This is a genomic window from Pseudomonas sp. MF7453 (genome assembly GCF_016405455.1).
Lineage (GTDB): Bacteria > Pseudomonadota > Gammaproteobacteria > Pseudomonadales > Pseudomonadaceae > Aquipseudomonas > Aquipseudomonas paralactis.
The window spans coordinates 92170-116910 of sequence record NZ_JAEKCN010000014.1 but is presented as its reverse complement, the minus strand read 5'-3'; the positions used below and the strand labels follow the sequence as shown (position 1 = coordinate 116910).

Below are 24741 nucleotides of genomic sequence, written 5' to 3'. Positions count from 1 at the left end.
GTGCTCCGTAACCCTGTTTGCTGCTCCACTACACACCGACTGTGTACGGAGGCTGCCATGAATCAGACCCTGGCCGCCCCGCACGTCTGGACCGACGGCAAACGCCACCTGTGGTGGCTCGGCATCATGCCACTGGCAACCCCCTTGCTCTCCGGCGCCCTGGCAATCGGCACCGGCGTGCAGCAATTGTGGTGGGTGGGCGTGCTGGTGATCTTCGGCCTGATCCCGTTGATCGACGGCCTGCTCGGCGAAGACGTCAGCAACCCGCCCGAATCTGCGGTCAGCAACCTCGAATCCCAACGCTACTATCGCTGGATCGTCTACACCGGCGTGCTGTTTGTGATTTCTTCAGTGATCATCACCGGCTGGCTGGCCGCTGGCGGCATCGACTGGATCATCAGTGGCGGCCTGCTGAACGCTACGGCGACGCTTGAACCGTCGAGCTGGCTGGCCAAAGCTGCTGCGTTCGTCACCGCACGCACTGAACTGCATGGTCCCATCAGCGTATTCACTTACCTGGGCATGGCAATGTCCACCGGCGCCGCCACCGGCATCGCGATCAACACCGCCCATGAGTTGGGGCACAAACCCAAGCCTCTTGAGGTGTTCCTGGCCAAGGTCACCCTGGCGCCGACGTTCTACGGGCACTTCTATACCGAACATAATCGCGGCCATCACGTACGGGTCGCCACTCCGGAAGATCCTGCCAGCTCGCGGCTGGGGGAGAGTTTCTGGGCATTCCTGCCGCGTTCGGTGTGGTTCAGTGCCGTGTCGGCCTGGAACCTGGAGCGCGAACGCCTGCGCAAACTCGGTTTGCCGGCCTTGCACTGGAAGAACGCCGTGCTCAGCGCCTGGATGTACAGCGTGGTGTTGTGGGGCGCGATGATTGCCTGGTTGGGCGCAGCGGTGATTCCATTCCTGATCATCCAGGGCATCTACGGGTTCTCGTTGCTGGAAGTGGTGAACTATGTCGAGCATTACGGCCTCAAGCGTCAGAAGTTGCCCAATGGCCGTTACGAACGCTGCTCGCCGCGCCATTCATGGAACAGTAACCGCATTGTTACCAATATCTTCCTGTTCCAACTTCAGCGGCATTCCGATCACCATGCCAACCCTACGCGCAGTTATCAGTCATTGCGCCACTTCGATGAGTCACCGCAACTTCCATATGGTTACGCGAGCATGATTGTCTGGGCTTACGTGCCTTACTTGTGGCGACGCCGTATGGACCATCGGGTGCTCAATCATTATGCCGGGGATATCACGCTGACCAATCTTCAACCGTCACAGCGTTTGAAGTATCTGGAGAAGTACAGCAACAGCGCCAAGCCGTTTTGAGATGAAGTAAGCAGTACGGGCGTATTCGGGATCTGTGTATCGCGCAGTTTCTTATCGCCCGAACTATCAGGTGCAAGAACGTGGTTTGACCCTACAAAAATAATTTCAAGGGAAGGACGTACACCATGCAAAGTTCTGCCAAGTTCACCGCCCACATCCTGCTGGCCGCGATGGGCCTGATTGTCTATCACCAGGCCCAGGCTGCCCGTATTGAACCTGCCGGCAGTGCCTTCACTGCCCAAGGGCCCATCAGCTTTTCCAAAGGCAAGCTGATCAGTGCCGACTGCACCATCAAGGTGGCCGGCAAGGTCGCGGCCGATGGCGCGTCGGTGAACGTCGATAAAGTTGAATTCGACGGTGGCCTCAAATGCAGTCGCGTCGAAGCGATCAACTTGCCCTGGGTGCTGGTCGCCAAAGATACAAAGAGCGGCTCGATGTCGAAGATCAGTGTCGATGTGCATGCCATCGGCCTGGGCGGCAAGTGCGGCCCCTCAACCGCAGACGGTACATGGGATAACGCCACCGGCAAGTTGGAAGCGGCCAATGTTGCCATTGGCGAGGACTGCAAGATCAATACGGTGTCGATCAAGATGCCGCCCAACTTCAAAGTGGTCGAATAAACCGTTCCAACTGTTGCAGCGGTAAATGCATTGAAATTTGGCTGGAAAGGGAAGTTCTGCAGTTTCACCGTGACCTCTCGATCATGGCCATTACCCCTGGCGAAATGAATCGCCATAACATGTGAGGAAAAACAATGAAAAGCTTGAAAACTCTCGTGTCGCTCTCTGCCTTGGCTGTTTGCATGGGTGCTGCATCCATGGCCAATGCCTATAGCATCAGTCCAGTGAACTCGAGCTTCACCGCACCAGGCACCATTTCAGTGAAGTCGCCATCTTCGTTCCAGGCCACCGTTAACTGCGGCGCGACCTTTACCGGGAACGTCAATGCTAGCGGCGTAGCGCAAATTACCGGCGTGTCTGTGACTGGCGGCGGCCTGTGCGCCTTGCCAAAGATCAGCGGCTTGCCATGGGTATTGAGCGCAACCGGCCCGGCCGCTGGGTCGGTCACCAACGTCGGCTACAACATCGCCGCTTCGGTTCTGTATCCGGCCTCCAACTGTGGCCCTTCGACCATTGCGGTGGGCTACAGCGGCGGTGTATTGACGGCGACCAACCAAACCCTCAGCGGTAACTGCACCGTCGTGAGCTTGAGCGTCACCCCAAGCCCTACATTCACCATCGTGCCTTGATGGCGGGTTGAAGTGCGGGGTTGATCACCTGCTCAAGGACTGGCGCCTGAACCAGGCGCCAGTTCACCAATGGCCTGGCAGCAAGACAAACCGGCAAAGCCGGCTCAGAGAGATAATAATAAGGAGTGGGGCATGAATAATAAGAAACAACAGGTGTTGCTGGGGCTGGCACTGATAGGAGGTGCGATAGTCACCGCGCCTGTGCAGGCCGGCGGTTTTTCTACCCCTACCTACGGTGCGCCAGGTTGGGGTCGGGCCTTTGCCGGTGGTTCGTTATTCAAGAACGACCCTAGCTCGGCCTATAACAACCCGGCCGCCATGGCGTTTGTCGAACATAACGTCGCGCAGTTCACGGTCGACTATGCGCGTATCAAGATCAAGTACAAGGGTAATGCCTCGGATTATGCCGGCAACCCGATTTCCAGTACGCCGTTGGACGAGAATGGTTTTCCCGACGGCGCAGCGACCACTGTCAATAACAACGACGGTGGCCAGGGTGGCTTCACCGCCTGGCTGCCGACTGGCTTCATGGTGATGCCGCTTGGCGACCGGTTCGCCTTCGGTTTGAGCCAGGTTGTACCCCAGGGTATGCGCTCCACCTGGGATGAAGATTCCAAAGTGCGCGATTTTGCCGTCGATACCAAAATCGAAACCGTCGGGTTGACGGGCTCCTTGTCGTTCAAAGTCAACGACCAGTTTTCTATCGGTGGCGGCATGATTGTGCAGCACAGCAAGGGTTTCGTCAGCCAGAACGTCGACCTGTTGTCTGCGGCGGCGGTGTCTGATTCCGAACTGGGCGGCATCAATTTCCCATCCGATGTGGGGCACGCGTTGATGCGCGTCAAAGTCGACAATATCTCGACTGGCTGGTTTGCCGGCGTCGTGTGGAAGCCCACTGAACACGACACCTTGGGCTTGAATTACCACGCCAAGATCAAAAACAAGATGACCGGTAAATACAACCTGTATGCCGATCAATTTTCCTACAACCTCATGACCCAACCCAGCCCATTCGGTGGCAACGGTACGCTGGTCAACACAGCCTATCCTGGCCTGAATCTGGCCCCGGACGGCGCCCATGCCAGTGTCCAACTGGATATTCCCGCCACAGCCGGCCTGGACTGGGTACATCAGTTCAATGATCGCTTGACCCTGGGGGCGAGCGTGACATGGACCGAATGGTCATCGTTCAAGGACCTGACGCTCGACTCCGGCGACATGCGCATTGTCTCCATTCCCTACAACTACAAGAACACCTGGATGTACTCCCTCGGCGGTGATTACCGTGCGACCGATGAGCTGACCTTGCGTGCAGGCGTTGCCATTGACCAGACACCGACACGCAACTCCACCCGCGATCCACGGATCCCGGACGGCGACCGTACGTTTCTCTCCCTGGGGGCGGGTTACGACGTTAAAGCCGTCAAGGGGCTGAGCCTGGACGTGGCCTATTCCCACCAGTTCGTGCAGAAGGTCAACCTCAAGACCAAGAACGTTGATCGCCTGGGGGGTGCGAGCCTGGATGGCAAGGCCGAGTCTTCCGGGGATGTGGTGAGTTTGTCGGCGACCTACGCGTTCTAGCGCTACATGCACAGCGGACGGAGGAGGGCAGCAAGCTCATCTTGCTGCTGTCCCCCAGGGCTCTTCCCTGACGGGCTGTAATTTTTCTCGGCATTCCTTTAACAGGCTGATTCGGTCAGCCGTTTTTTTGCTCCATGATTAAATAAAAATTTCAAAACATAATTTGAATTTAGTCTTTCAGGTTTGTAGTGTGGCTTTACGCCGTCGTGCAGTTCGACTTGCCGGTGCTCTGGCCACACCCCGAATCAAGTAGAGGTATCCCTATGCTTATCTGGTTATTGGTGGGTTTCGCAGCAGCGATTGCCCTGGCGTATCGACAAGCCGCCGCCACGCTGTGGCTGGGCGCTGGCCTGGTTTGGCTGGCAGCGGGTTACCTGTTCAGCATCGTGGCAGGCCTGGGCACTGCCGTCGCGGCAGTACTGGTGGTGGGGCCGGCCTTGGTACTGGCGATCAAACCCCTGCGCCGTACGCTGTTGACCAGCAAGGCCCTGGGCCTGTTTCGTACAATCATGCCGGCGATGTCCGACACAGAGCGTGCGGCCATCGAGTCCGGAACCGTGTGGTGGGATGCCGAGTTGTTCAGCGGCAAGCCCAACTGGCAGCGCCTGCTGCAAGCCGCGCCGGCCAGCTTGAGTGCAGAGGAGCAGGCCTTTCTCGACAATGAAGTCGAAACCCTGTGCGACATTGCCAACGATTGGGAAACCACCCAGGTCTGGCAAGACATGTCCCCTGAAGGCTGGCAGTACACCAAAGACGCTGGCTTTCTCGGCATGATCATTCCCAAGCAGTACGGGGGCAAAGGCTTCTCCCACTACGCCCACTCCCAAGTGGTGATGAAGTTGTCGACCCGCTGCTCGGCGGCAGCGATTTCGGTGATGGTCCCCAACTCTCTGGGCCCGGCCGAATTGCTGCTGCATTACGGCACCGACGCGCAACGCAATTACTACCTGCCGCGCCTGGCGCGTGGCGAAGACATCCCGTGTTTTGCCTTGACCAGCCCGTATGCCGGCTCCGATGCAGGCGCGATCCCGGACTTGGGCATCGTCTGCAAGGGGCTGCACGAAGGTGAAGAAGTGCTGGGTTTCAAAGTGACCTGGGACAAGCGTTACATCACCCTCGGCCCGATTGCCACGGTACTGGGCCTGGCGTTTCGCGCCGAAGATCCCGACGGTTTGCTTGGCGCGGCCGGTTCCCTGGGGATTACCTGTGCGTTGATTCCGACGTCCCATCCTGGGGTGAACAGCGGTCGTCGTCACTGGCCGCTGAATGCGGTGTTCCAGAACGGGCCTACCACCGGCAAGGATGTATTCATTCCGTTGGAGTGGGTGATTGGAGGCCGTGAACAAATCGGCAACGGCTGGCGTATGTTGATGGAATGCCTGGCCGCGGGACGGGCGATCTCTTTGCCATCGGCCAATGTCGGGCTGGGCAAGGTTGCCGTGCGCGGCACCACGGCCTACGCGGCTATGCGCAAGCAGTTCGGCCTGCCAATCGGCAAGTTCGAAGGGGTGCAGGCGCCGTTGGCGCGCATGGCCGGGCACCTGTATGCCTGCGATGCGGTGCGCAAGGTGTCGGTAGCGTCCCTGGATGCCGGCGAGAAACCGTCGGTGATTTCAGCGATTGCCAAATACCACGTCACCGAGCGCGCACGGATCATCGTCAACGATGGCATGGACATCGTCGCCGGCAAGGGCATCTGCATGGGGCCCAATAACTTCCTCGCCCGTGCCTACCAGCAAAGCCCTATCGCCATTACGGTGGAGGGCGCAAACATCATGACCCGTTGTCTGATCATCTTTGGCCAGGGCCTGATTCGTTGCCATCCTTATGTGTTCCGCGAAATGGAAGCGGCGCGCAACCCCGATCGGCGCAAGGCGCTGGAAGACTTCGACAGCGCAATGTTCGGCCATGTGAGTTTTGTACTGGCCAACACCGTCCGCGCAGCGGTGCATTCCCTGACCGGCGGGCGCCTGATTGCCACTCCGGCCAAGACCGATCCGGCGCTGGCGTCCTACTACCGTCAGGCCAATCGGCTGTCGGTAGTACTGGCGTTGATCTCCGACGTTTCCATGGGCGTGCTCGGGGGGGCTCTCAAGCGCAAGGAAAGTATCACCGGGCGTTTGGGGGATATTCTGTCGCAGCTGTACATTTTGTCCTGTGTGCTCAAGCGTTTCGAGGACGACGGCCGTCCCCAGGCGGACTTGCCACTGGTGCATTGGGCTGCACAGGACGCACTGTTGCGCGCCCATGAAGCCCTGGCGGAAGTGCTCGACAACTACCCCTCGAAACCGGCGGCTGCGGTGGTGCGCGCCTTGAGTTTTCCGTTTGGCATTCCCTTGCACAAACCGTCGGATCGACTGTTGGCGCAGGTGGCCGATGTGGTGCAAACCCCTGGGGAAACCCGCGATCGCTTGCTGGCCAACTCTTACATCCCGCGCCCGGAAATCGACAAGCTGGCCTATGGCGAACTGGGCTTTCGTTTACTGCCCCAAGTGGAGTCGATCGAGGCTCGGCTCAAACCCGCCATCAAGCAAGGTTTGCTTGGCCCGCTGCCGATTTCTGCGACGGCCTTCACCGATTGGCGCGTCAAGGCGCGGGCGCTGGACTTGATCAGCGATGACGAGGACGCCTTGCTGGGGCGCTATGTGGAATACGCCGATCACGGTATCCAGGTGGATGACTTCCCCCAGGACTTTGGTTTGCTGGAGGCGTTGCAGCAGCGCAAGCAGGCGCTCGAACCGGCCGCCAAACGGCGCAGCAGCCAAAACGAAAACGCCCCGGTCAACTAACAGAAACAGTGACCAGATGTAGGAGCGAGCTTGCTCGCGAAAAACGTCAACGATAACGCGGGTTTCCTGAATGAACGTGGCACCTGTGAGTTTTTCGCGAGCAAGCTTGCTCCTACAGGCGTCAGGACCAGGATTCGTGTTGTGAGTGGAACCCTCTATGAGTGACAACTACCTTTCATTCGTCAATTCCCCCTGGGGTCGTCGCCTGGCCCAGGCTGTTGGCTTGCCGCAACCCTTGCTGCTGCAACGTCATCGCAGCGGCCAGGCCGGGTTGGCCAACCCGGTGATCATCGCCGGGGCAGGGCGCCTGTCGGCGTCGGTGCAGCGTATCTTCAGCGCCACCGACACCGTCGCCGCCACTGCGGCGAGCCTCAAGGCGCCGTCTACGGTCAAGGTGCAAGGCGCAGTGTTCGATGCCAGCGGTGTGGTCGACCTGCAACAGTTGGACGAGCTCTACCTGTTCTTCCACGCCAATGCCAAACGCCTCGGCCAACATGGCCGAGTGGTGGTACTCGGCACTGCGCCGGAACACTGCCAGGACTTGCCCCAGGCCATCGCTCAACGCGCGCTGGAGGGCTTGGTGCGCTCGCTGGCCAAGGAGCTGCGTCGGGCGATCACCGTGCAATTGCTGTACGTAGCGCCGGGTGCCGAGGAGGCATTGGACAGCAGCCTGCGCTTCTTCCTGTCACGCCGTTCGGCTTATGTCTCGGGGCAAGTGGTGCGCCTGGGAAAACCTGTGGAGGGCGACACCGCCGTCAACTGGGACAAACCCTTCGCCGGTCGCCGTGCCTTGGTCACAGGGGCTTCCCGAGGCATCGGCCTGGCCATCGCCCAGGTGCTGGCGCGTGACGGCGCCCATGTGGTGTGTGTGGACGTGCCCCAGGCCCAGCCAGCCTTGCAACAGGCCGCCGACAGCGTCGGTGGGTCGGCCTTGCCGCTGGACATCACTGCCGCCGACACCGCCGCGCTGCTGCAAGCCCATGTCAGCCAATACGGTGGCTTTGATGTGGTGGTGCACAACGCCGGGATCACCCGTGACAAGACCATCGCCAAGATGACCGAAGCCGCCTGGCGCAGTGTGATGGCGGTTAACCTCCAGGCGCCGCTGCAGCTCAGTGAAGCCTTGCTCGACAACCAGGGCGTTAACCCCGGCGGGCGTATCGTCTGCGTGTCGTCGATCTCCGGGATTGCCGGCAACCTGGGGCAAAGCAACTACGCCACCTCCAAGGCGGGCGTGATTGGCCTGGTGCAAGGTCTGGCGCCGCGTGCGGCTGAGCGGCAGGTCACTGTCAATGCAGTCGCGCCCGGGTTTATCGAAACCCGGATGACCGCGAAGATCCCCTTGATGATCCGCGAGGCGGGGCGGCGCATGAATTCGTTGTCCCAGGGTGGGCAGCCCATTGATGTGGCCGAGACCATCGCCTGGCTGGCTCATCCTGCCTCGAGCGGGGTGAATGGCCAGGTCGTGCGGGTGTGCGGCCAAAGCCTGTTGGGGGCCTGAAGCGATGGACTATGTGATCCGGATTATCGACCCGCCCCCGTCGCGCACGCAGTTGTTGCTTGACGGTGTACGCGCTATGCGCAAGCCCAGGCTCGACGGCGCGCCGCCGTTACCCTTGGCGCGCCTGGTGCGCTCTGCGGTGACGCTTGCCCCCGCGGATATTGCTGCGTACGCGCGGGCCTGTGGTTTTGGTGCCGAACAGGGTGTGCCGCTGTCCTACCCGCATGTATTGGCCTTCCCCTTACACCTGATGCTGCTGACCCGGCCGAGCTTCCCATACCCGGCCAGCGGCATGGTGCACCTGGCCAATCGTATTCGTCAGCACCAACGCCTGCACGAGGGCCAGGCGTTGCGCCTGGAGGTGTACTGCGAGCGCTGGGTCGCCCATCCGAAGGGACAGGCATTGAGCATCGCCACCCGTGCCTTCAGTGCGGGCGCGCTGGTGTGGGAAAGCGACAGCCTGTACCTGCGTCGTAACGTCAGCGATCCCGTGGGTGAGCTGTGGAATGACCCATTGCCATTGCAGGAAGAAGGTTTGTTGCGCACCCAACGCTGGGTGCTTCCCGCCGACCTGGGGCGACGCTTTGCCAGGGTTTCGGGGGATTTCAACCCGATTCACACCTCGGTTATCGGCGCCAGGCTCTTTGGTTTTCGCCGTGCCATCGCCCATGGCATGTGGACGCTGGGCCGTGCATTGGCAGCGCAACAGCCGCCCGGTGGTCTGGAGCAGGCGCAAGCGCATTGCGATTTCAAGTTACCGATTTTCCTGCCCGGCCAGGTCGCCCTGTGGAGTCACCCGGTGACCGGCCCACGCCGTGAGTTTGAAGTGCGCAATTTCGCTGGGGACAAACCCCATATGCGCGGGCTGTTCATTTGGAAAGAGAGCCAGTGATGAGTGACTACAGCTTCAACCCGGCCCCGGCCCGCCGCGTGGCGATTATCGGCGGCAACCGCATTCCGTTTGCCCGCTCCAACACGGTGTACGCCCATGACAGCAATCAGGACCTGCTGGTTGCCGCCCTCCAGGGCCTGGTCGACCGTTACAACCTGCATGGCCAGCGCCTGGGCGAGTTTGCCGCCGGGGCAGTGATCAAGCATTCGCGGGATTTCAACCTGGCCCGTGAAACGTTGTTGTCCACCACACTGTCGCCGCAAACCCCCGCCTATGATGTGCAACAGGCCTGCGGCACCGGGCTTGAGGCCGCGCTGCTGGTGGCGAATAAAATCGCCTTGGGTCAGATCGAAGCCGGTATTGCCGGCGGCGCCGACACCACCTCCGACGCGCCCATCGGGATCAATGAATCCTTGCGCCACACCTTGCTTGCGGCCAATCGCGCCAAGGGCATGGGCGACAAGCTCAAGCAACTTCTCAAGGTGCGCCCATCGATGCTGTTCAAGCCGCTGCTGCCGCGCAATGGCGAGCCGCGTACGGGGCTGTCCATGGGCGAGCACTGCGAAGAAATGGCCAAGCGCTGGCAGATCAAGCGCCTGGCCCAGGACGAGTTAACCCTTACCAGCCACCAACGACTGGACGGGGCCTATCAACGCGGTTTCTTCGACGACCTGATCAGCCCCCATCGCGGCCTGGCCCGCGACAATAACCTGCGTGCCGATATCAGCCTGGAGAAACTGGCGGGCCTGTCGCCGGTATTCGACCGCCAAAACGGCACGCTCACCGCCGGCAACTCCACGCCTTTGACCGATGGCGCCTCGGTGGTGCTGCTTGCCAGCGAAGAATGGGCCACTGCCAATGGCTGGCCGGTGCTGGCCTACTTGCGCACGGGCGAGACGGCGGCGGTGAGTTTTGTCGACGGCACCGAGGGCCTGCTGATGGCTCCAGCCTATGCCGTACCGCGCATGTTGCAACGAGAAGGCTTGAGTTTTGCCGACTTTGATTTGTTCGAGATCCACGAAGCATTTGCCGCCCAGGTGCTGTGCACCCTCAAGGCTTGGGAAGACCCCGAGTATTGCCGCGAACGGCTCGGCCTTGATGCCCCCCTGGGCACCATTGACCGCAGCAAGATGAACATCAACGGCGGCTCACTGGGCTGCGGCCATCCTTTTGCGGCCACCGGCGGTCGGCAGTTGGCGGCGCTGGCCAAGGCTATCCATGAACGCGGTGGCGGCCGCGGCCTGATCTCGATCTGTGCAGCGGGCGGGTTGGGCATTACCGCCATCGTCGAAAAGTAGCGCTTTTAAAACAACAATAAGGACACTGCCATGAACGCTATCAGCCTGGAACACACCGAACGCATTTGGTTGAACACTTACCTGCCCGGCGTTCCGGCGGACATCGATGCCGGGATCGAGGACTATCCGTCACTGCGCGAAGTGTTCCTGGAGCACCTGGAAAAATTCAGCGAGCGGGTCGCCTACGTCAGTATCGGTACCGAAATGACCTATGCCGACTGGCGGGTCCAGGGGATCGCCTTTGCTGCCTGGTTACAGGGCCAGGGTGTAAAGAAGGGCGACCGCGTGGCGCTGATGATGCCCAACTGCTTGCAATACCCGATCTGCCTGTTGGGCACGATCCTGGCCGGCGCCGTGGTGGTCAACGTCAACCCGTTGTACACCGCCCATGAACTCCGGCACCTGCTCAAGGACAGCGGCGCCGAAACCGTGGTGATCTTTGAAAACTTCGCCCACACCCTGGAAAAAGCCACGACCGGCAGCAGCGTCAAGCGGGTGGTAATAGCGGCTATCGGCGACTTGCTGGGCACCTTCAAGGGCGCGGCGATGAACTTCATCCTGCGCCGCGTGCAGAAGCAGGTGCCGGCGTTCAACCTGCCCGGCGCGCTGCGCTTTAACCAGGTGCTCAAACAGGGCAGGGGGTTGCACCACTTGCCGGTTGCGCTGGAGCACGACGAACTGGCCTTCCTGCAGTACACCGGCGGCACCACCGGCGACGCCAAGGGCGTGATGCTCAGTCATCGCAATATCATCGCAAACCTGCTGCAAGCCAAGGCCTGGGTCGGCGACCAACTGGATCAGCACAAACAGGAAACCAACGTAACCCTGCTGCCGCTCTACCACATCTTTTCGCTGACCGTGAATTGCCTGATGTTCATGTGCCTGGGCGGGCGCAATATCCTCATCGCCAACCCGCGGGACGTGAAGCGGGTGCAGATGATCCTGCGCAAGGAGCGCTTCAACGGGATTGCCGGGGTCAATACGCTGTTTAACGGCTTGCTGGAGAACAAGGAGTTCTGCTCGCGGGATTTTTCCGACCTGCGCCTGGTGATTGCCGGCGGTATGGCCACCCACACCGCGGTGGCCAAGCGCTGGAAGGAAGTGACCGGGTTGCCGATTATCGAAGGCTACGGGCTGACCGAGTGTTCGCCGGTGGTGAGCATCAGCCCTATCGATATTTCGCGTATGCGCGAGATGGAATTTACCGGCAGCATCGGTGTGCCGTTGCCGTCGACCTGGGTGCGTTTCATGCGCGAAGACGGCGAGCTGGCTGACATTGGCGAGCAAGGCGAGCTGCAAGTACGCGGTCCGCAAGTGATGCAAGGCTACTGGAAGCGGCCCAGGGAAACCGCTGAGGTACTGGATGCCGACGGTTGGCTGTCCACCGGCGATATCGGGGTGATGGACGCGCGCGGCTATATCCGCCTGGTGGACCGCAAAAAGGACATGATCCTGGTCTCGGGTTTCAACGTGTACCCCAATGAAATCGAGGACGTGGTGGCGATGCATCCGGGTGTGGCTGAGGTGGCAGCCATTGGCGTTGAGGACGCGGTGAGTGGGGAGAAGGTCAAGATCATCGTGGTGCGCAAGGATCCGGCCCTGACACAGGAGCAGATTCTTGCGCATTGCCGGGAATACCTGACGGGGTACAAGGTGCCCAGGTATGTTGAGTTTCGTACCACGGAACTGCCGAAAACCACGGTGGGCAAGGTGCTACGGCGCGCATTGCGCTGACTCGGTTCACCGGGGCTCGCCAATCGTCAGAGGTAACCACCTTCCGGGAAATTGAGACCAATGACATCCTCGCTGTGGATCGGTCGGATGCTTTTGATCAAAAAGTCAGTCTTGCCATTTCCCGTCAAATCGATACCGAGGAAGTACCTATTGGTGTTTGGGTTGAATGTCAGGATGGTATCGCCCGGTTGTCCGGTGTACTGACTGACGTAGTTGAGCTTGACCTGCGTGTTGTCGCTCAGGCTGCTCAAGTCGATCTTGTCCTGGCCTGTGGTGAAGTCCAGCAGCAAGTCGGCATTGTCGCGTCGGGAGTCGCTGGCGGCATGATAAGTGAAAGTGTTGAAGCCACCGTTTCCGGTCAGAATGTCGGCTCCGCCACCTCCAGTCAGGACGTTGTCCGCACTGTTTCCGGTAATACGATCGTTGCCTGTGCCGCCCTTGGTATTTTCGATAAGGGTTTTGGCGTTGATGTTCACGGTGTCAGTCAAACCACCCGCGCTGGAACCAGGCTTGTCGGTGGGAGGCGAAAGGCTGGGTTCGGGCGTGCCGGTTTTGGCGTTGATACCGTGGACAGTGTCAGCGCCTGCGCATTCGACGGGTGGAGGCGTAACCGGGGGTTGGGGTGTCTTGGGTGCCTGACCGGGAACCTTGGGAACTAAAGTGGGTGCAGGTTTTGATGCAGGTGGCACTCCTGGCTCGGCACCGGTCAAGATGTCTTCAGGTTTTATAGGCTTTTCACTCAGAATCACCAGCATGGAGTACGGGTCGCCCGTTACATTCAGGATCAGCCTGTGGCGCTTGATCTTCTCATCGTAGTCCAGCGTCAGTTCACCTTTGTGCCCCGTGTGCCGGCCAACCAACTTGGGTTTCTCGATGCCTGCATCTTTCAATAAATTTGATAGATCAATCTTGTCGACGCCACTGGTGAAGTCCGTGAGCGTATCCGGGTTTTGACCAGGTGAGTCGCTGACCCTGTTATACACAAATGTATCTGCGCCACCTCCACCTGTCAGCATGTCGCCGCCAGCGCCTCCGGTCATGCGGTTGTTGACGTGATTGCCGATTAACACATCGTGCCCGGAGCCGCCAACGGCATTTTCAATAACAACGGCCTTGGCGATTGATACATTACCCTTGCGGCCGCCTATGTCCGAGAGTTTTCCAGCGTTCAGGTTGATCTTTTGATTATTTTTGAAACCGGAAAAATCCAGGGTGTCTTCACCGCCGTTATCCCAGACACAAAAGAACGGCAAGTCGTTGGGAGAGGACAGGGAATAGTGGTCACGTTCTGTATTGGAGTTGAAGCCGTAGGTTGTATTACCCTTACGGGTTTCGTTGTTGGGTTTGTATATAAGATGAGCGCCGGCAATGTCATGCATCATCGGGGTCTGACTGTTATCCGAGACGAAGCCGTTCTGTTTGTTTGCGTGAGGGCGAAACAGGGTATAAGCGGTACTCATGGTGCTATAAGCGTCGCTGCTTTCGGGGAGCTTGAGGTCAGGATGCTCAAGTCCCAGGGCGTGGCCGATTTCGTGGACCATTGCTGCATGTAGGCCGGCGCCTTCATTCTCCCTGATTTCTACGCCCTGTTCTCTGAGAGCGCGAATACCGGGAGCACTTGGCAGCGTGGCTAGACCACCTGCACCTGGAGCGCCTTTAACTGACAGGTGAGTGTCAGCATTTTTGCCATTTTCGACAAACTTGATTTTTATAACATCTTCCCAGGATTTAAGAGCCTGCTTGAATGCTCTTTTCTTGGCCTCGCTGAATTGAGTAAATGAATAGGAGGCGGTTATTTGTCCGTCACCATTTTCATCTTTTATTTTTCTGTGGCTGTGGGTGAGGCTTTTTGCAACCTTGTTAGCGGTTTCGGAAGCTGGTGAATCATCGATGGGTGAGCTAGGGGAATCCCCTGGCAGATGAAGCAGTCGTGAAGGTGGGTAGTTTTGAATGGTTGACATGATTGTGCCTTTGAGCGTGAGTTTAAGTCAGGGCCTGGTTATGCATTTAAATTAAGTTGAAGGCGGAAGATAACTTATATTTTTTTTGGGGCTGGCTCTAGGTGTGGGGTGTTTCGACTTGTAATTGTATTGGCAGGTAAGTGTGAACTTGTTAATGGCGTAGCAATAGTCGTCGGAAAGATTACTTTGCGGGGAGGGCAGCGGGATGTTTTAACTGAGGCTGGCAGTTAGTTTGATAGAGTTGATATTGGTTAAGTGGGTTGTTTCGCTTTTTTCAGCAAGACGAGTGTGTACGAAGAGTTTGCAACAATGAGTGACGTCGCCTCGTAGGCGAGGCGACATGATTGATTATTTAGACGGTGGTTGATTAGAGGGCGCAGACCTCAACCCAGCGCTCTTCAAGGGCTGCCACCCGAATCGCTGTCGCCAGGCGCTCTACCTCCCAGGCGGCCTCGAAGTCGGTGCCATCCGCGCCTTGCCCCGCCAGGGCCATGATCAACTCTTGTACTTCCAGCGTCTTCAGTTCGTTGTAGCCCAACTGATGCCCCGCCGCCGGGCTGAACGCCGCATAGCCGGGCAGGGCAGGGCCTGCCAACACGCGTTGAAAACCGTCCTGCCCGACGCGGTGCAGGCGCAGTTCATTCAAGCGCTCCTGATCGAACGCCAAGGTGCCTTTGGTCCCGCTTATCTCAAAGCTCAGGTGATTTTTGTAGCCGTGCTTGAGCCAACTGCTGCTCACCGTGCCACGTGCACCGTTGGCGAAACGCAGCAGGGCGTGCACCTGGTCATCCACGGCGATGGATTTCAACTCGTTGCTGCCTTGGGTGGCAGGACGTTGGGCGTGAACCGTCTGGGTATCGGCGCACACACTGACCACATCGCCCACCAGGTAACGTGCCATCGACAGCAAATGGCTGCCCAGGTCGGCCAGGGCACCGCCGGCGTGTCCGACTTCGCAGCGCCACGACCACGGCGAGAGCGGGTCGGCCATGAAGTCTTCGCTGAACTCGCCCTGAAAACTGATGATCTGGCCCAGCTCGCCCCGAGCCAGCATCTGTCGCGCCAACACGATCATCGGGTTGTGCTGGTAGTTGTAGCCCACTCGCGTCACCACCCCGGCGCTGCTGGCTGCGCGGCGCATGGCGTCGGCTTGCTCCAGGCTCACGGCCAGGGGTTTCTCGCAATACACCGCTTTGCCCGCCGCAATCGCGGCCATGGCCATGGGATAGTGCAGGTGGTTGGGGGTGGTGATCGCCACAACGTCAACCTTCGGGTCGTCGATCAGTGCCTGCCAATCGCCATGGGCCTGGGCAAACCCCCAGGCTGTGGCGCAGCGCTGGGCGCGTTCGGTGTCGGCATCGGCCAGCGCGGCCAGGTTTAGCTGTACCGGCAGTTCGAACACCGCCCGTGCGTTATTGAACGCCAACGCATGGGCGCGGCCCATGAAGCCTGTGCCGATCAAGCCGATTCCGAGTTCACGCATCGCCGTGGTCCTTTGGATTATTGTTTTCAGGAATGGCATTAATGGAATAAAAATTCACAAATATCAATAGATGGAATAAAAATTCATTCATCACTTGCGTTGATAGAGCCTTATTCAGCCGTAGCCAAACCCCATCAGTTAACAAAAGATAACGTAGCGCCGATTGTCAGACGATTCCAAAGCCCGATAGGATGGCCCTTGCTGGTTCCAGGCGCTCTAGGTTGCAGGTTTCAAGGTCCTGGAAGATAAGCCGACCTAACAATAATAAATGGGAGAAAGGTCTATGAGTGAGCCTGTCATGGGTTGGGATGTTTGCCGCCCACGCGCCGCACGCAGGGTTGCGTTGCTGGCCACAGCGCTCTCGCTGCTTGCCGGTGCCGTGATGTCCACGCCCGTGCTGGCCGCCAGCGATACCCCCGCCGCCGCGGTATTTGCGATTGAATCCCCCAAGGCCGCCAAAGGTTTGATGATCGATGTGGCGCACGCCGGCAAACGCCTGGTGGTGGTCGGTGATCGTGGGCATATCCTGTATTCCGATGACCAGGGCAACACCTGGGCCCAAGCCAAAGTCCCCACCCGCCAACTGCTCACGGCGGTGTTTTTCGTTGATGACAAACAGGGCTGGGCCGTCGGCCATGATGCGCAAATCCTTGCCAGCTCCGACGGCGGCGCCACCTGGACCCAGCAATATCAGGACCTCAAGCGCGAAGCGCCGTTGCTCGATGTGTGGTTCAACGATGCCAGGCACGGCCTGGCCGTTGGCGCCTACGGCGCGTTGATTGAAACCACCGACGGCGGCAGCACCTGGGCCGACGTCAGCGACCGCCTCGATAACGAAGATCAACTCCACCTCAACGCCATCGCCTCTATCAAAGACGCCGGCCTGTTTATTGTCGGTGAACAGGGCAGCATGTTCCGCTCCAGCGACGACGGCCAAACCTGGGAAAAGCTCGAAGGCCCCTACGAGGGCTCGTTGTTTGGGGTGATCGGCACCGCGCAGCCGCAGACCCTGCTGGCTTATGGCTTGCGCGGCAACCTGTACCGCTCCACGGATTTCGGCAGCACCTGGGAACAGGTTGAACTCAATGCCGCACGCGGTGCGCTGGAGTTCGGCCTGTCGGGTGCCACGTTGCTCAATGATGGCGCCATCGTCGTGGTCGGCAACGGTGGCAGCGTGGTGGTCAGTCACGACGACGGCCAGACGTTCAGCGTGTTCAATCGCCCGGACCGGGTTTCACTCTCGGCAGTCACGGCCGCAGGCAATGGCAACTTGATTCTGGTGGGGCAGGGTGGCGTTCGTGTCGCTACGCCCGCCGGCGCCGAACTCGTAAAACAATAAGAAGGGCGGGGAACGCATGAGCAGTCATCACAACGATAAAGCGACCTTTCTTGAGCGCCTGATCTTTAACAATCGCCCGGCGGTGATCGTCATCTGCCTGCTGGTGAGCATTTTCCTGTTCTGGCAGGCGACGTTGATTCGCCCGTCCACCAGCTTTGAAAAGATGATCCCCCTCAAGCACCCCTTCATTGAAAAGATGATGGAGCACCGCAACGACCTGGCCAACCTGGGCAACACCGTGCGCATTTCGGTGGAGGCCAGGGACGGGGATATTTTCACCAAGGACTACATGGAGACCCTGCGCCAGATCAACGACGAGGTGTTCTACATCTCCGGTGTTGATCGTTCGGGCCTCAAGTCGCTGTGGAGCCCCAGCGTGCGCTGGACCGAGGTGACCGAAGAAGGCTTTGCCGGGGGTGAAGTGATCCCGCAAAGCTACAACGGCTCACCGCAAAGCCTCGATCAGCTGCGCAACAACGTGCTCAAGTCCGGCCAGGTCGGGCGTTTGGTGGCTAACGATTTCAAGTCGAGTATTGTTGATATCCCGCTGCTGGAGTCCTACCCGGACCCGCAGGATCAGGGCAAGCTGTTGGCCCTGGACTACCAGAAGTTTTCCCACGAGCTTGAAGACAAGATCCGCAACAAGTTCGAGGCGCAGAACCCTAACGTAAAAATCCACATTGTCGGTTTCGCCAAGAAAGTCGGGGACCTGATCGACGGCCTGATCATGGTGGTGCTGTTCTTCGGCGTAGCCTTTGGCATCACCCTGGTCCTGTTGTTGTGGTTCACCAACTGCCTGCGCAGCACCATCGCTGTGCTGAGCACCACATTGGTGGCGGTGGTCTGGCAGTTGGGCCTGATGCACGCCGCCGGTTTCGGGCTGGATCCCTACTCGATGCTGGTGCCATTTCTGATCTTCGCCATCGGTATTTCCCACGGCGTACAGAAGATCAACGGTATTGCCCTGCAATCGGGCGAGGCCGATAACGCACTCACAGCAGCACGCCGCACCTTCCGGCAACTGTTCTTGCCTGGGATGATCGCGATTCTGGCCGATGCGGTCGGCTTTATTACCCTGCTGATCATTGATATCGGCGTGATCCGTGAACTGGCCATCGGTGCGTCGATCGGCGTGGCGGTGATCGTGTTCACCAACCTGATCCTGCTGCCGGTGGCAATTTCCTACGTTGGCATCAGCAAGCGCGCCATCGCCAAAAGCAAGAAAGACGCGAACCGCGAACATGCGTTCTGGCGCCTGCTGGCCAAATTCGCCAGCCCGAAAGTCGCGCCGGTCTCGATCTTCCTGGCCTTGATCGCCTTTGGTGGCGGCCTCTGGTACAGCCAGAACCTGAAGATCGGCGACCTCGACCAAGGCGCACCGGAACTGCGCCCGGACTCGCGCTACAACAAAGACAACAATTTCATCATCAGCAACTATTCCACCAGCTCCGACGTGTTGGTGGTGATGGTCAAGACCCGCGCCGAAGGTTGCTCACGGTATGAGGCCATGGCCCCTATCGACCAGTTGATGTGGAAGATGCAGAACACCGAAGGCGTGCAGTCGGCGATCTCGCTGGTGACCGTGTCCAAGCAAATGATCAAGGGCATGAACGAGGGCAACCTGAAATGGGAAACCCTGTCGCGCAACCCCGACGTATTGAACAACTCCATCGCCCGTGCCGACGGCCTGTACAACAACAATTGCTCGCTGGCGCCGGTACTGGTGTTCCTCAACGACCATAAAGCCGAAACCCTCGACCGTGCGGTGCACGCCGTGCAGGAATTCGCCAGGGAAAACAACAAGGAAGGCCTGGAGTTCATCCTCGCCGCCGGTAATGCCGGGATCGAAGCGGCCACCAACGAGGTGATCAAGGAGTCGGAACTGATCATCCTGATCCTGGTGTACCTGTGTGTGGCGACCATGTGCATGATCACCTTCCGCTCATGGGCGGCGACTCTGTGCATCGTGCTGCCGCTGGTGCTGACCTCGGTGCTGGGTAACGCGCTGATGGCGTTCATGGGCATTGGCGTCAAGGTCGCGACCTTGCCGGTGGTAGCTCTGGGGGTGGGGATCGGCGTGGACTACGGCATCTACATCTACAGCCGCCTGGAAAGTTTCCTGCGTGCAGGCTTGCCGCTGCAAGAGGCGTACTACCAGACATTGAAGTCCACCGGTAAAGCCGTGCTGTTCACCGGCCTGTGCCTGGCCATCGGTGTATGTACCTGGATCTTCTCGGCCATCAAGTTCCAGGCCGATATGGGCCTGATGCTGACCTTTATGCTGCTGTGGAACATGTTCGGCGCGCTGTGGCTGCTGCCGGCGCTGGCGCGGTTCCTGATCAAGCCCGAGAAGCTCGCGGGGCAGAAGGGCAATTCGTTGTTTGCCCACTGAGTCCGATTCAAATGTCCACTCCTGTATGAGCGAGCAAGCTCGCTCATACAGCGCCAGGGCTATAACTTCAAGAACAGTTTCTGGTCCAGTGGGGGCTTGATCCGGGTGCGCAGGATCCGGTCGATGGAGGTGTCGTTCTGGCCGGCCTGGCCCACCAGGTCCTTTTGCGTCAGGTAACGCTGCGCAGGAATCTTCAGGTGCGCAGCGCTGTAGGCCTCAACGGGTGAGCCGGCGCTTGGGTAGTGGAAGTGCGCATACCACAGGTCCTTGAGGCCGTTCTTATCGCGTATCGCGTATTCAGTGAGGAAGTCGCCCCCTTTGAGTGGTTTGTCGCGCTTGACCAAGCCGATGTCCACGCGGTTGTGGGTCCACAGGTAGTCGATGTTTTCCGGGCGCGGCGCCTGGACCAGGTAGCCATCACAGCGATGGGCAATGGCTTGCTCGCGCATGTCCGTCGCGGCTTCCTGCCATTGTTCCACCAGGGCGGCGGTGTCGCTGTCTGCGCTGTGGTTGGCCAGGGCCTGGTTTGCCACTTGCTCAAGGCGCTCCGCCTGGGCCTCAAGCATGTCGCTCCAATCCTGGGGGCTGACGGACTCTCGCTGTGTCGGATCAGCGAGTTTCTTTTTCTGGAATTGAATCGAGCGTTCAATGGATGCCCGCTCCTCCATCAGCTTGCTGGCAGTGCTGATATAGGCCGATAACGGTTTTGGCGAGGGCGCCGGAGTCGGTGTGACCGATTCGGGCTTGACCACCTGCACCCATTCACCTTCGGTCTGGTGCCAACTGTAGGTTTTCAATGCCTGGCCGTTCTGGGGGTCAAGTACATCAATGATCGGCACTGTCTGCCCCGGCTGGGTGTCGCGCAGCGTCCCGATCAAAGTCTGCTTGTCACGCGTCTTGAACACCCGCTTGTTGGGAGACTTGCGTGCCCGATCCTGCCGGGGGCGCACTGTCGGGGGCAGGTGTTGTTCTTCACGAATCAGGTCGGCCAGCTCGGCCTGGGCCTGGCTGATCACGTCTTGCAGGCATTTAATGAAATACTCGCCGTAAAGTGGCCGGACGCCCTCAGGCCTGATTTCCTGGAGTGCCTGGGTGTTGCTCAGTTCGCTCTGGTATCTATCGATCAAGTTGCTGAGCACTGCGATACGTTCGTCGGCGGTGTAGCCCTCATGCTGTTGCAACTCGATATGGGCCAGGGACACCGTATTGAGCTCGGCACGATTGAAGCGATCAAGAAAGAAGTCTTTCTCGGGGGAGTGGGTGTTGACCGTGCGATCGATACTCAGCTCGCGCAGTGTGCTCAGGTGCTCCAACCGGGTTGTCAGCACCAGATTGGCCGGTGGCTGTCGGGTGCTCTTGATAAAGAGCTCGGCCTGTTTCTTATTCACGGGCGAGTCGTTTTTCCATTCATCCAGCAACGCTTCATAGGAGGTTGCAGCCTTGATCAAACGACCGAGGTGATCCAGGCGCTGGCTCATGGTTTCGACCATTTCGGCGTAGGCGCCAGGCTGATTGGCGCGCACTCTTTCTGTTAGCTTGGACAGTGGCTCACCCGAGCAAGCGTGGGTAAACTCACCGGCGTCGTAAAGATGGTCAACGTAGAGCGAACGCAGGATTTCGGCGATGGCCTTGTACTCCTCGCCACGTACTTCCTTGAAGGTCTCAAGATCAGCTGCCGGGTTGTCACTGTGTAGTGCCTGCAGTGCGTTTTTTCGGCCTGTGATGATCGGGTCGGCGAATCGTTGAAAGTTATCCAGGCTAATGCGCAGCAATGCTGTCAGGCTGCGGTTAAAACGCAGCTCCTTCTGGTAGCGGTCGGCGAAGTCAGCGCCACGTGCGCCACTATTGACCAGGCCCCAAAGAGTACTGAGGGTTTTGTCCGATTTTTTCAGATTCTCTTGCGTCTGCTGGAGCCGCTCTTTGGCGTCCTCCATCAGCACCCCCATAGGCAGCACTTTTTGTCGTTCAACCTTGAATCTTTCGAGCATCGCCTTGCTCTGGTTGAGGTTGTGGTCGAGGGTGGCTTGTATCCGATCGCTGACGGGCATGCCGCCCTTGAGCTTAGGGCCAATATTGAACTGCCAGCGCCCCTGGCCGTCACGACTCAGCGGCGGGCCGGGGCGTGCTTTGTTTTGCTCATCGATGACAAAAGCGCCGTCCAGATCCCAAGCGACCCGGTACCAGTGGTTATCGATACGGGCATGCAGTTTTTCATCAATAAGGTAGAGACCCTCGGTCATGCCCTGCTGAATCGGTGCGACCTCGCCGATGGGGGCGGCCACACTGAAGGTGGCGATATAAGCGCGCTGGGCGGGGCTTAGTCCGTGCAGGCTGGAAAAGGCAAAGTCGAACGGCTGGTGGCTGTCGAGCAATCCGCCGGGCGCGGGCGGTTCTTGTTCTATCAGCACTTGTGTGGGAGCTGGTGTTTGGGCCCCACGCCGCAGCGGATTTGAGACTTCTGCACGCTGCATAAAGGGCGTTTTGCCCACCGGGTGTTCGGCTGGTGTGCCGGGCGTGGTATGGCTCAAGAGCGTGGCGACGTTGACCAGCAAGTCCACCATGGCTTGTGTGGGGTCGCCACCGGTCGACTCACTGGCCTGCTGGATATCGTTCTCCATACTGGCCAGTTGCAGCAGCCAGCCGGCCATGGCTCCTGGCCCGCGCAACACGGGGAGCAGGGTATTGAACAGCAACCAGCCCAATTCCTTGTGCAACGCCCAGCGGCTCTGCGCATCCGAGGTGGACTGCCCGTGGGCAAGGGATACCAGGCTTTGGGCATTACTGTTGTACAGGTGTTGCATCAGGTTGCCGTCGAGCAGGTCTTTGCTCAGTGTGCGGGCCGCAGGATAGTCGTCGATCGCCAACGTAGTCGGTGCGGGTGTTTGTGGCGCGTCGAATTCATTGAACACGCTGTAGTGGGCGACGTGGGGTGTCTTGAGTCCACCGTTGCCGTAGACCGCACGGGCTTTGTCGTCTGGCAGCCAGGCCAGGATGCTTTGTTGCAACGAGCCCGGCGCCTGGATGGCGGCCAACAGCGCGTCGCGGCTGGCGAACTCCTGAAGCGTTGGCGCGAGCATCGGCCGATAGAGCAGGTGCGGGCCGCAGACGGGGTCCTGGGGCTCGATCAGGAACATATTGGCCACCACATCCGGTGTGGCGCCGGGCTTGCGCAGCAATGCCAGGGGCCGCACCGTGATCTCCTGGTTATCGACCGTGCGCGGGCCGGTGCCAGGGCGGCTGATGGCCTCGACAAAACGACAGCCTTGCGCGGTGATCCCGGCTTCGCCCTTGAGCTTGAGCTCCAGGGCTTGCATGTTCAGTTGCAATGGCACCTGCTCGGCGAACAGTGTGGCGCATTCACGTGCGGGCGGCGTGTCACTGAGCAGGCGCTGTTTGAGCAGAGCAGGGTAATGCTCGCCAATGTCGACGTTGTTGATCAGGTCCTTGAGCATCTGCGGCATCAGAGGGTCGGTCACCGGCTGCCCACGCAGGCGGACCTCCATGGTCCCTTTGGGCAGGCCTGCAAGGTTAGCCAAGGCCATGTCCACCAGGCTCATCCTGATCGGTTCGATGTAGCCACCGGCGAGGGTACCCACTGCGACTTTGAAAGTGACTTCCAGGTCGTTCGCGGTATAGCCCTTGGATGCCAGTTGGGCGTTGAGTTGCTGCTCGGCGTAGGTGCGGATATCGGGGATGTCGCTGAGGAAACTGCGCCCTTGATGACGTGCCACGCTGCTGGCGAGAGCGAGGGTGTCGCGCTGGTAGGCAAAACGCTCGGCAATGCTGGCATTTCCCAGCCATCCGGGCAGCTTGCGCTTCATCTGTTGCAAGCGTTCCGGCGTCGTGGTCGTCTGGCTAGTGAAGATGGCAGCTGTATCGGTCGCCTCGGAAAACAGCTGCTCCAGGTTTTCCACCGGGGTGCTGGCTGGCAGCCGTATGGCCTGAAGGTTCTGCAACTGGCGGTTGAGGATCACGGCTGCCTGGGTATCAAAGATGTTGCCGTCTGGTTCGATGCGCTTCCAGGTCAAGTGGTCAAAGCTCAGTTGCCCTGCGAGCCGGTCCGACAGGGCCGAGGCGAAATCCTCTAGAGAAACGTAAGGCGTCACCACGCCTGCTGGCGTTACATGCAGCACCAGGTTTTGGCCGTTCACCTGGCGCGTGATCAACAGGTCAGGACTTAACAGCGTGGAGGAGGTTTGCGCCTGTTTCACTGTGGTCTGCACGATGAATACCTGCGCGGCGTCAGTACCATTGACCCGACGGCGTTCGTCCGTGTCGGGGTAGCGTGCGACTTGGTCGAGGGTTTCGCGTTGCAGGTTATTGAGGCCCGGCTGCTGGAGGCCACCGACGCGTAGCCTGTCGTTGAGGGTGTCGCTGAGCCATTGCCAGCGACTGGTGGAAGCGAAGGCATCCTGGCCCCAATACTGGCTAATGGCTGCGGTGTAGGCGCCAGGGAGAGCAGAGCGCAGGGCGCGGATGGCCAGTTCGACGGTGCGCATGTCCAGGGTGGTCAGGTTGCCGCCGGCGTCGACCACACGCAGGGGGTTAGCGGAGTCGGATTCGACCCATTGGCTCTTGGCGGTGATGCCCAGATCGGCGCCGGTTGCCAGGTGTTTGAGGGCCAGGTCCAGTAGCGGAGTTAATGCATATTGCTCCGAATCAGCAGGTAGGCGGGTCGCCAGGGAGGTGTTGGCACTCTTGAAGTCCAGCGTGGGGTAGCGGTGCTTGAGGGCGCTATCCAGCATGGTCGCGACCACCGAACGCACGGTCGGGCGGCTGGCGAATGGGTTGGCAACCACCTCGGTGGGCGTCTGGGCTGGTGGCGTTGCTTCAAGCCTGCTCTGTATGGCGCTGGGTATGCGTACCGGTGCCGAGCGCTCGGTTCTGGAAGGGATGGGCGACGGTGGGGTGGGTACGGGTTCATGACGCGGCGTCACGGCTTCAGTTGGCAATATGGCAGTGAACACGCGTGGGTTGTTTCTGATCGATTGCATGGGAGCAATTCCTTTGCTTGGATGGAAAACGCGCAAGAAAAATATCGCACTGGCATCCAGGCGAAATCGGTAATACGTGAGAGGCTGTTGCCGTATCGCGCCAGACCTTTATGCGAGCCTCAAGATCCGTGGCGTTGGTCTGTGTGTTTCGATGTATTTGTAACTGCGGCGGGCGGGAAAACAGCACCGG

The 24741-nt window shown here is 59.5% G+C and carries 14 protein-coding genes; 11 read left to right on the top strand and 3 right to left on the bottom strand.

Going from position 1 to position 24741, the window contains the following annotated elements; all coding sequences use genetic code 11:
- Window positions 1–57 precede the first annotated feature (57 nt).
- The 9 genes from JFT63_RS21640 (at window position 58) to JFT63_RS21600 (ending at window position 12382) form a co-directional block, all read left to right on the top strand.
- Window positions 58–1338, top strand: a complete 1281-nt coding sequence (locus JFT63_RS21640; RefSeq protein ID WP_057703538.1) for an alkane 1-monooxygenase — start codon at window positions 58–60, stop codon at window positions 1336–1338.
- A gap of 125 nt (window positions 1339–1463) precedes the next feature.
- Entirely contained in the window at window positions 1464–1958 is a 495-nt protein-coding gene (praA, locus tag JFT63_RS21635; RefSeq protein ID WP_198844713.1) for an alkane oxidation protein activator PraA, read from the top strand.
- 134 nt (window positions 1959–2092) lie between these two features.
- Window positions 2093–2587, top strand: a complete 495-nt coding sequence (gene praB, locus JFT63_RS21630) for an alkane oxidation protein activator PraB (protein WP_057703536.1) — start codon at window positions 2093–2095, stop codon at window positions 2585–2587.
- Window positions 2588–2719: 132 nt separating this feature from the next.
- A complete protein-coding gene (locus JFT63_RS21625; protein WP_057703535.1) occupies window positions 2720–4168 on the top strand; it encodes an outer membrane protein transport protein in 1449 nt (482 codons plus the stop codon).
- A gap of 263 nt (window positions 4169–4431) precedes the next feature.
- Complete coding sequence (locus JFT63_RS21620; RefSeq protein WP_198844712.1) at window positions 4432–6957, top strand: acyl-CoA dehydrogenase; 2526 nt, start codon at window positions 4432–4434, stop codon at window positions 6955–6957.
- Between the two features lie 157 nt (window positions 6958–7114).
- On the top strand, window positions 7115–8458 hold the full coding sequence (locus tag JFT63_RS21615; protein WP_198844711.1) for a 3-oxoacyl-ACP reductase: 1344 nt from the start codon (window positions 7115–7117) through the stop codon (window positions 8456–8458).
- A gap of 4 nt (window positions 8459–8462) precedes the next feature.
- Entirely contained in the window at window positions 8463–9350 is an 888-nt protein-coding gene (locus JFT63_RS21610) for a MaoC/PaaZ C-terminal domain-containing protein (RefSeq protein ID WP_198844710.1), read from the top strand.
- Window positions 9350–10648, top strand: coding sequence for an acetyl-CoA C-acetyltransferase (locus tag JFT63_RS21605; RefSeq protein WP_198844709.1), 1299 nt, complete (start codon window positions 9350–9352; stop codon window positions 10646–10648). Before JFT63_RS21610 ends, JFT63_RS21605 begins: the two co-directional genes overlap by 1 nt.
- Window positions 10649–10678: 30 nt before the next feature.
- Window positions 10679–12382, top strand: coding sequence for an AMP-binding protein (locus JFT63_RS21600; protein WP_198844708.1), 1704 nt, complete (start codon window positions 10679–10681; stop codon window positions 12380–12382).
- Window positions 12383–12408: 26 nt separating this feature from the next.
- Here the strand turns inward: JFT63_RS21600 and JFT63_RS29905 are convergent, their stop codons facing one another.
- A complete protein-coding gene (locus JFT63_RS29905) occupies window positions 12409–14343 on the bottom strand; it encodes a M10 family metallopeptidase C-terminal domain-containing protein (RefSeq protein ID WP_198844707.1) in 1935 nt (644 codons plus the stop codon).
- A 367-nt stretch (window positions 14344–14710) separates the two neighbouring features.
- Complete coding sequence (locus JFT63_RS21590; RefSeq protein ID WP_057703528.1) at window positions 14711–15826, bottom strand: Gfo/Idh/MocA family protein; 1116 nt, start codon at window positions 15824–15826, stop codon at window positions 14711–14713.
- Between the two features lie 298 nt (window positions 15827–16124).
- Between JFT63_RS21590 and JFT63_RS21585 the strand changes: the two genes are divergently transcribed.
- Together JFT63_RS21585 and JFT63_RS21580 are read left to right on the top strand one after the other, a co-directional pair.
- On the top strand, window positions 16125–17165 hold the full coding sequence (locus JFT63_RS21585; RefSeq protein ID WP_198844776.1) for a WD40/YVTN/BNR-like repeat-containing protein: 1041 nt from the start codon (window positions 16125–16127) through the stop codon (window positions 17163–17165).
- A 16-nt stretch (window positions 17166–17181) separates the two neighbouring features.
- A complete protein-coding gene (locus JFT63_RS21580; protein WP_057703526.1) occupies window positions 17182–19557 on the top strand; it encodes an efflux RND transporter permease subunit in 2376 nt (791 codons plus the stop codon).
- A 59-nt stretch (window positions 19558–19616) separates the two neighbouring features.
- On the opposite strand, the gene JFT63_RS21575 is transcribed toward JFT63_RS21580, so the two are convergent.
- The gene (locus tag JFT63_RS21575; RefSeq protein ID WP_233102371.1) at window positions 19617–24551 is read right to left on the bottom strand and encodes a dermonecrotic toxin domain-containing protein; all 4935 of its coding nucleotides are present in this window, start codon (window positions 24549–24551) and stop codon (window positions 19617–19619) included.
- Window positions 24552–24741: the final 190 nt, after the last annotated feature.

Coding starts and splice junctions, on each gene's coding strand:
- JFT63_RS21640 (WP_057703538.1), top strand. CDS start 58: ATGAATCAGACCCTGGCCGCCCCGCACGTCTGGACCGACGGCAAACGC.
- praA (WP_198844713.1), top strand. CDS start 1,464: ATGCAAAGTTCTGCCAAGTTCACCGCCCACATCCTGCTGGCCGCGATG.
- praB (WP_057703536.1), top strand. CDS start 2,093: ATGAAAAGCTTGAAAACTCTCGTGTCGCTCTCTGCCTTGGCTGTTTGC.
- JFT63_RS21625 (WP_057703535.1), top strand. CDS start 2,720: ATGAATAATAAGAAACAACAGGTGTTGCTGGGGCTGGCACTGATAGGA.
- JFT63_RS21620 (WP_198844712.1), top strand. CDS start 4,432: ATGCTTATCTGGTTATTGGTGGGTTTCGCAGCAGCGATTGCCCTGGCG.
- JFT63_RS21615 (WP_198844711.1), top strand. CDS start 7,115: ATGAGTGACAACTACCTTTCATTCGTCAATTCCCCCTGGGGTCGTCGC.
- JFT63_RS21610 (WP_198844710.1), top strand. CDS start 8,463: ATGGACTATGTGATCCGGATTATCGACCCGCCCCCGTCGCGCACGCAG.
- JFT63_RS21605 (WP_198844709.1), top strand. CDS start 9,350: ATGAGTGACTACAGCTTCAACCCGGCCCCGGCCCGCCGCGTGGCGATT.
- JFT63_RS21600 (WP_198844708.1), top strand. CDS start 10,679: ATGAACGCTATCAGCCTGGAACACACCGAACGCATTTGGTTGAACACT.
- JFT63_RS29905 (WP_198844707.1), bottom strand. CDS start 14,343: ATGTCAACCATTCAAAACTACCCACCTTCACGACTGCTTCATCTGCCA.
- JFT63_RS21590 (WP_057703528.1), bottom strand. CDS start 15,826: ATGCGTGAACTCGGAATCGGCTTGATCGGCACAGGCTTCATGGGCCGC.
- JFT63_RS21585 (WP_198844776.1), top strand. CDS start 16,125: ATGGGTTGGGATGTTTGCCGCCCACGCGCCGCACGCAGGGTTGCGTTG.
- JFT63_RS21580 (WP_057703526.1), top strand. CDS start 17,182: ATGAGCAGTCATCACAACGATAAAGCGACCTTTCTTGAGCGCCTGATC.
- JFT63_RS21575 (WP_233102371.1), bottom strand. CDS start 24,551: ATGCAATCGATCAGAAACAACCCACGCGTGTTCACTGCCATATTGCCA.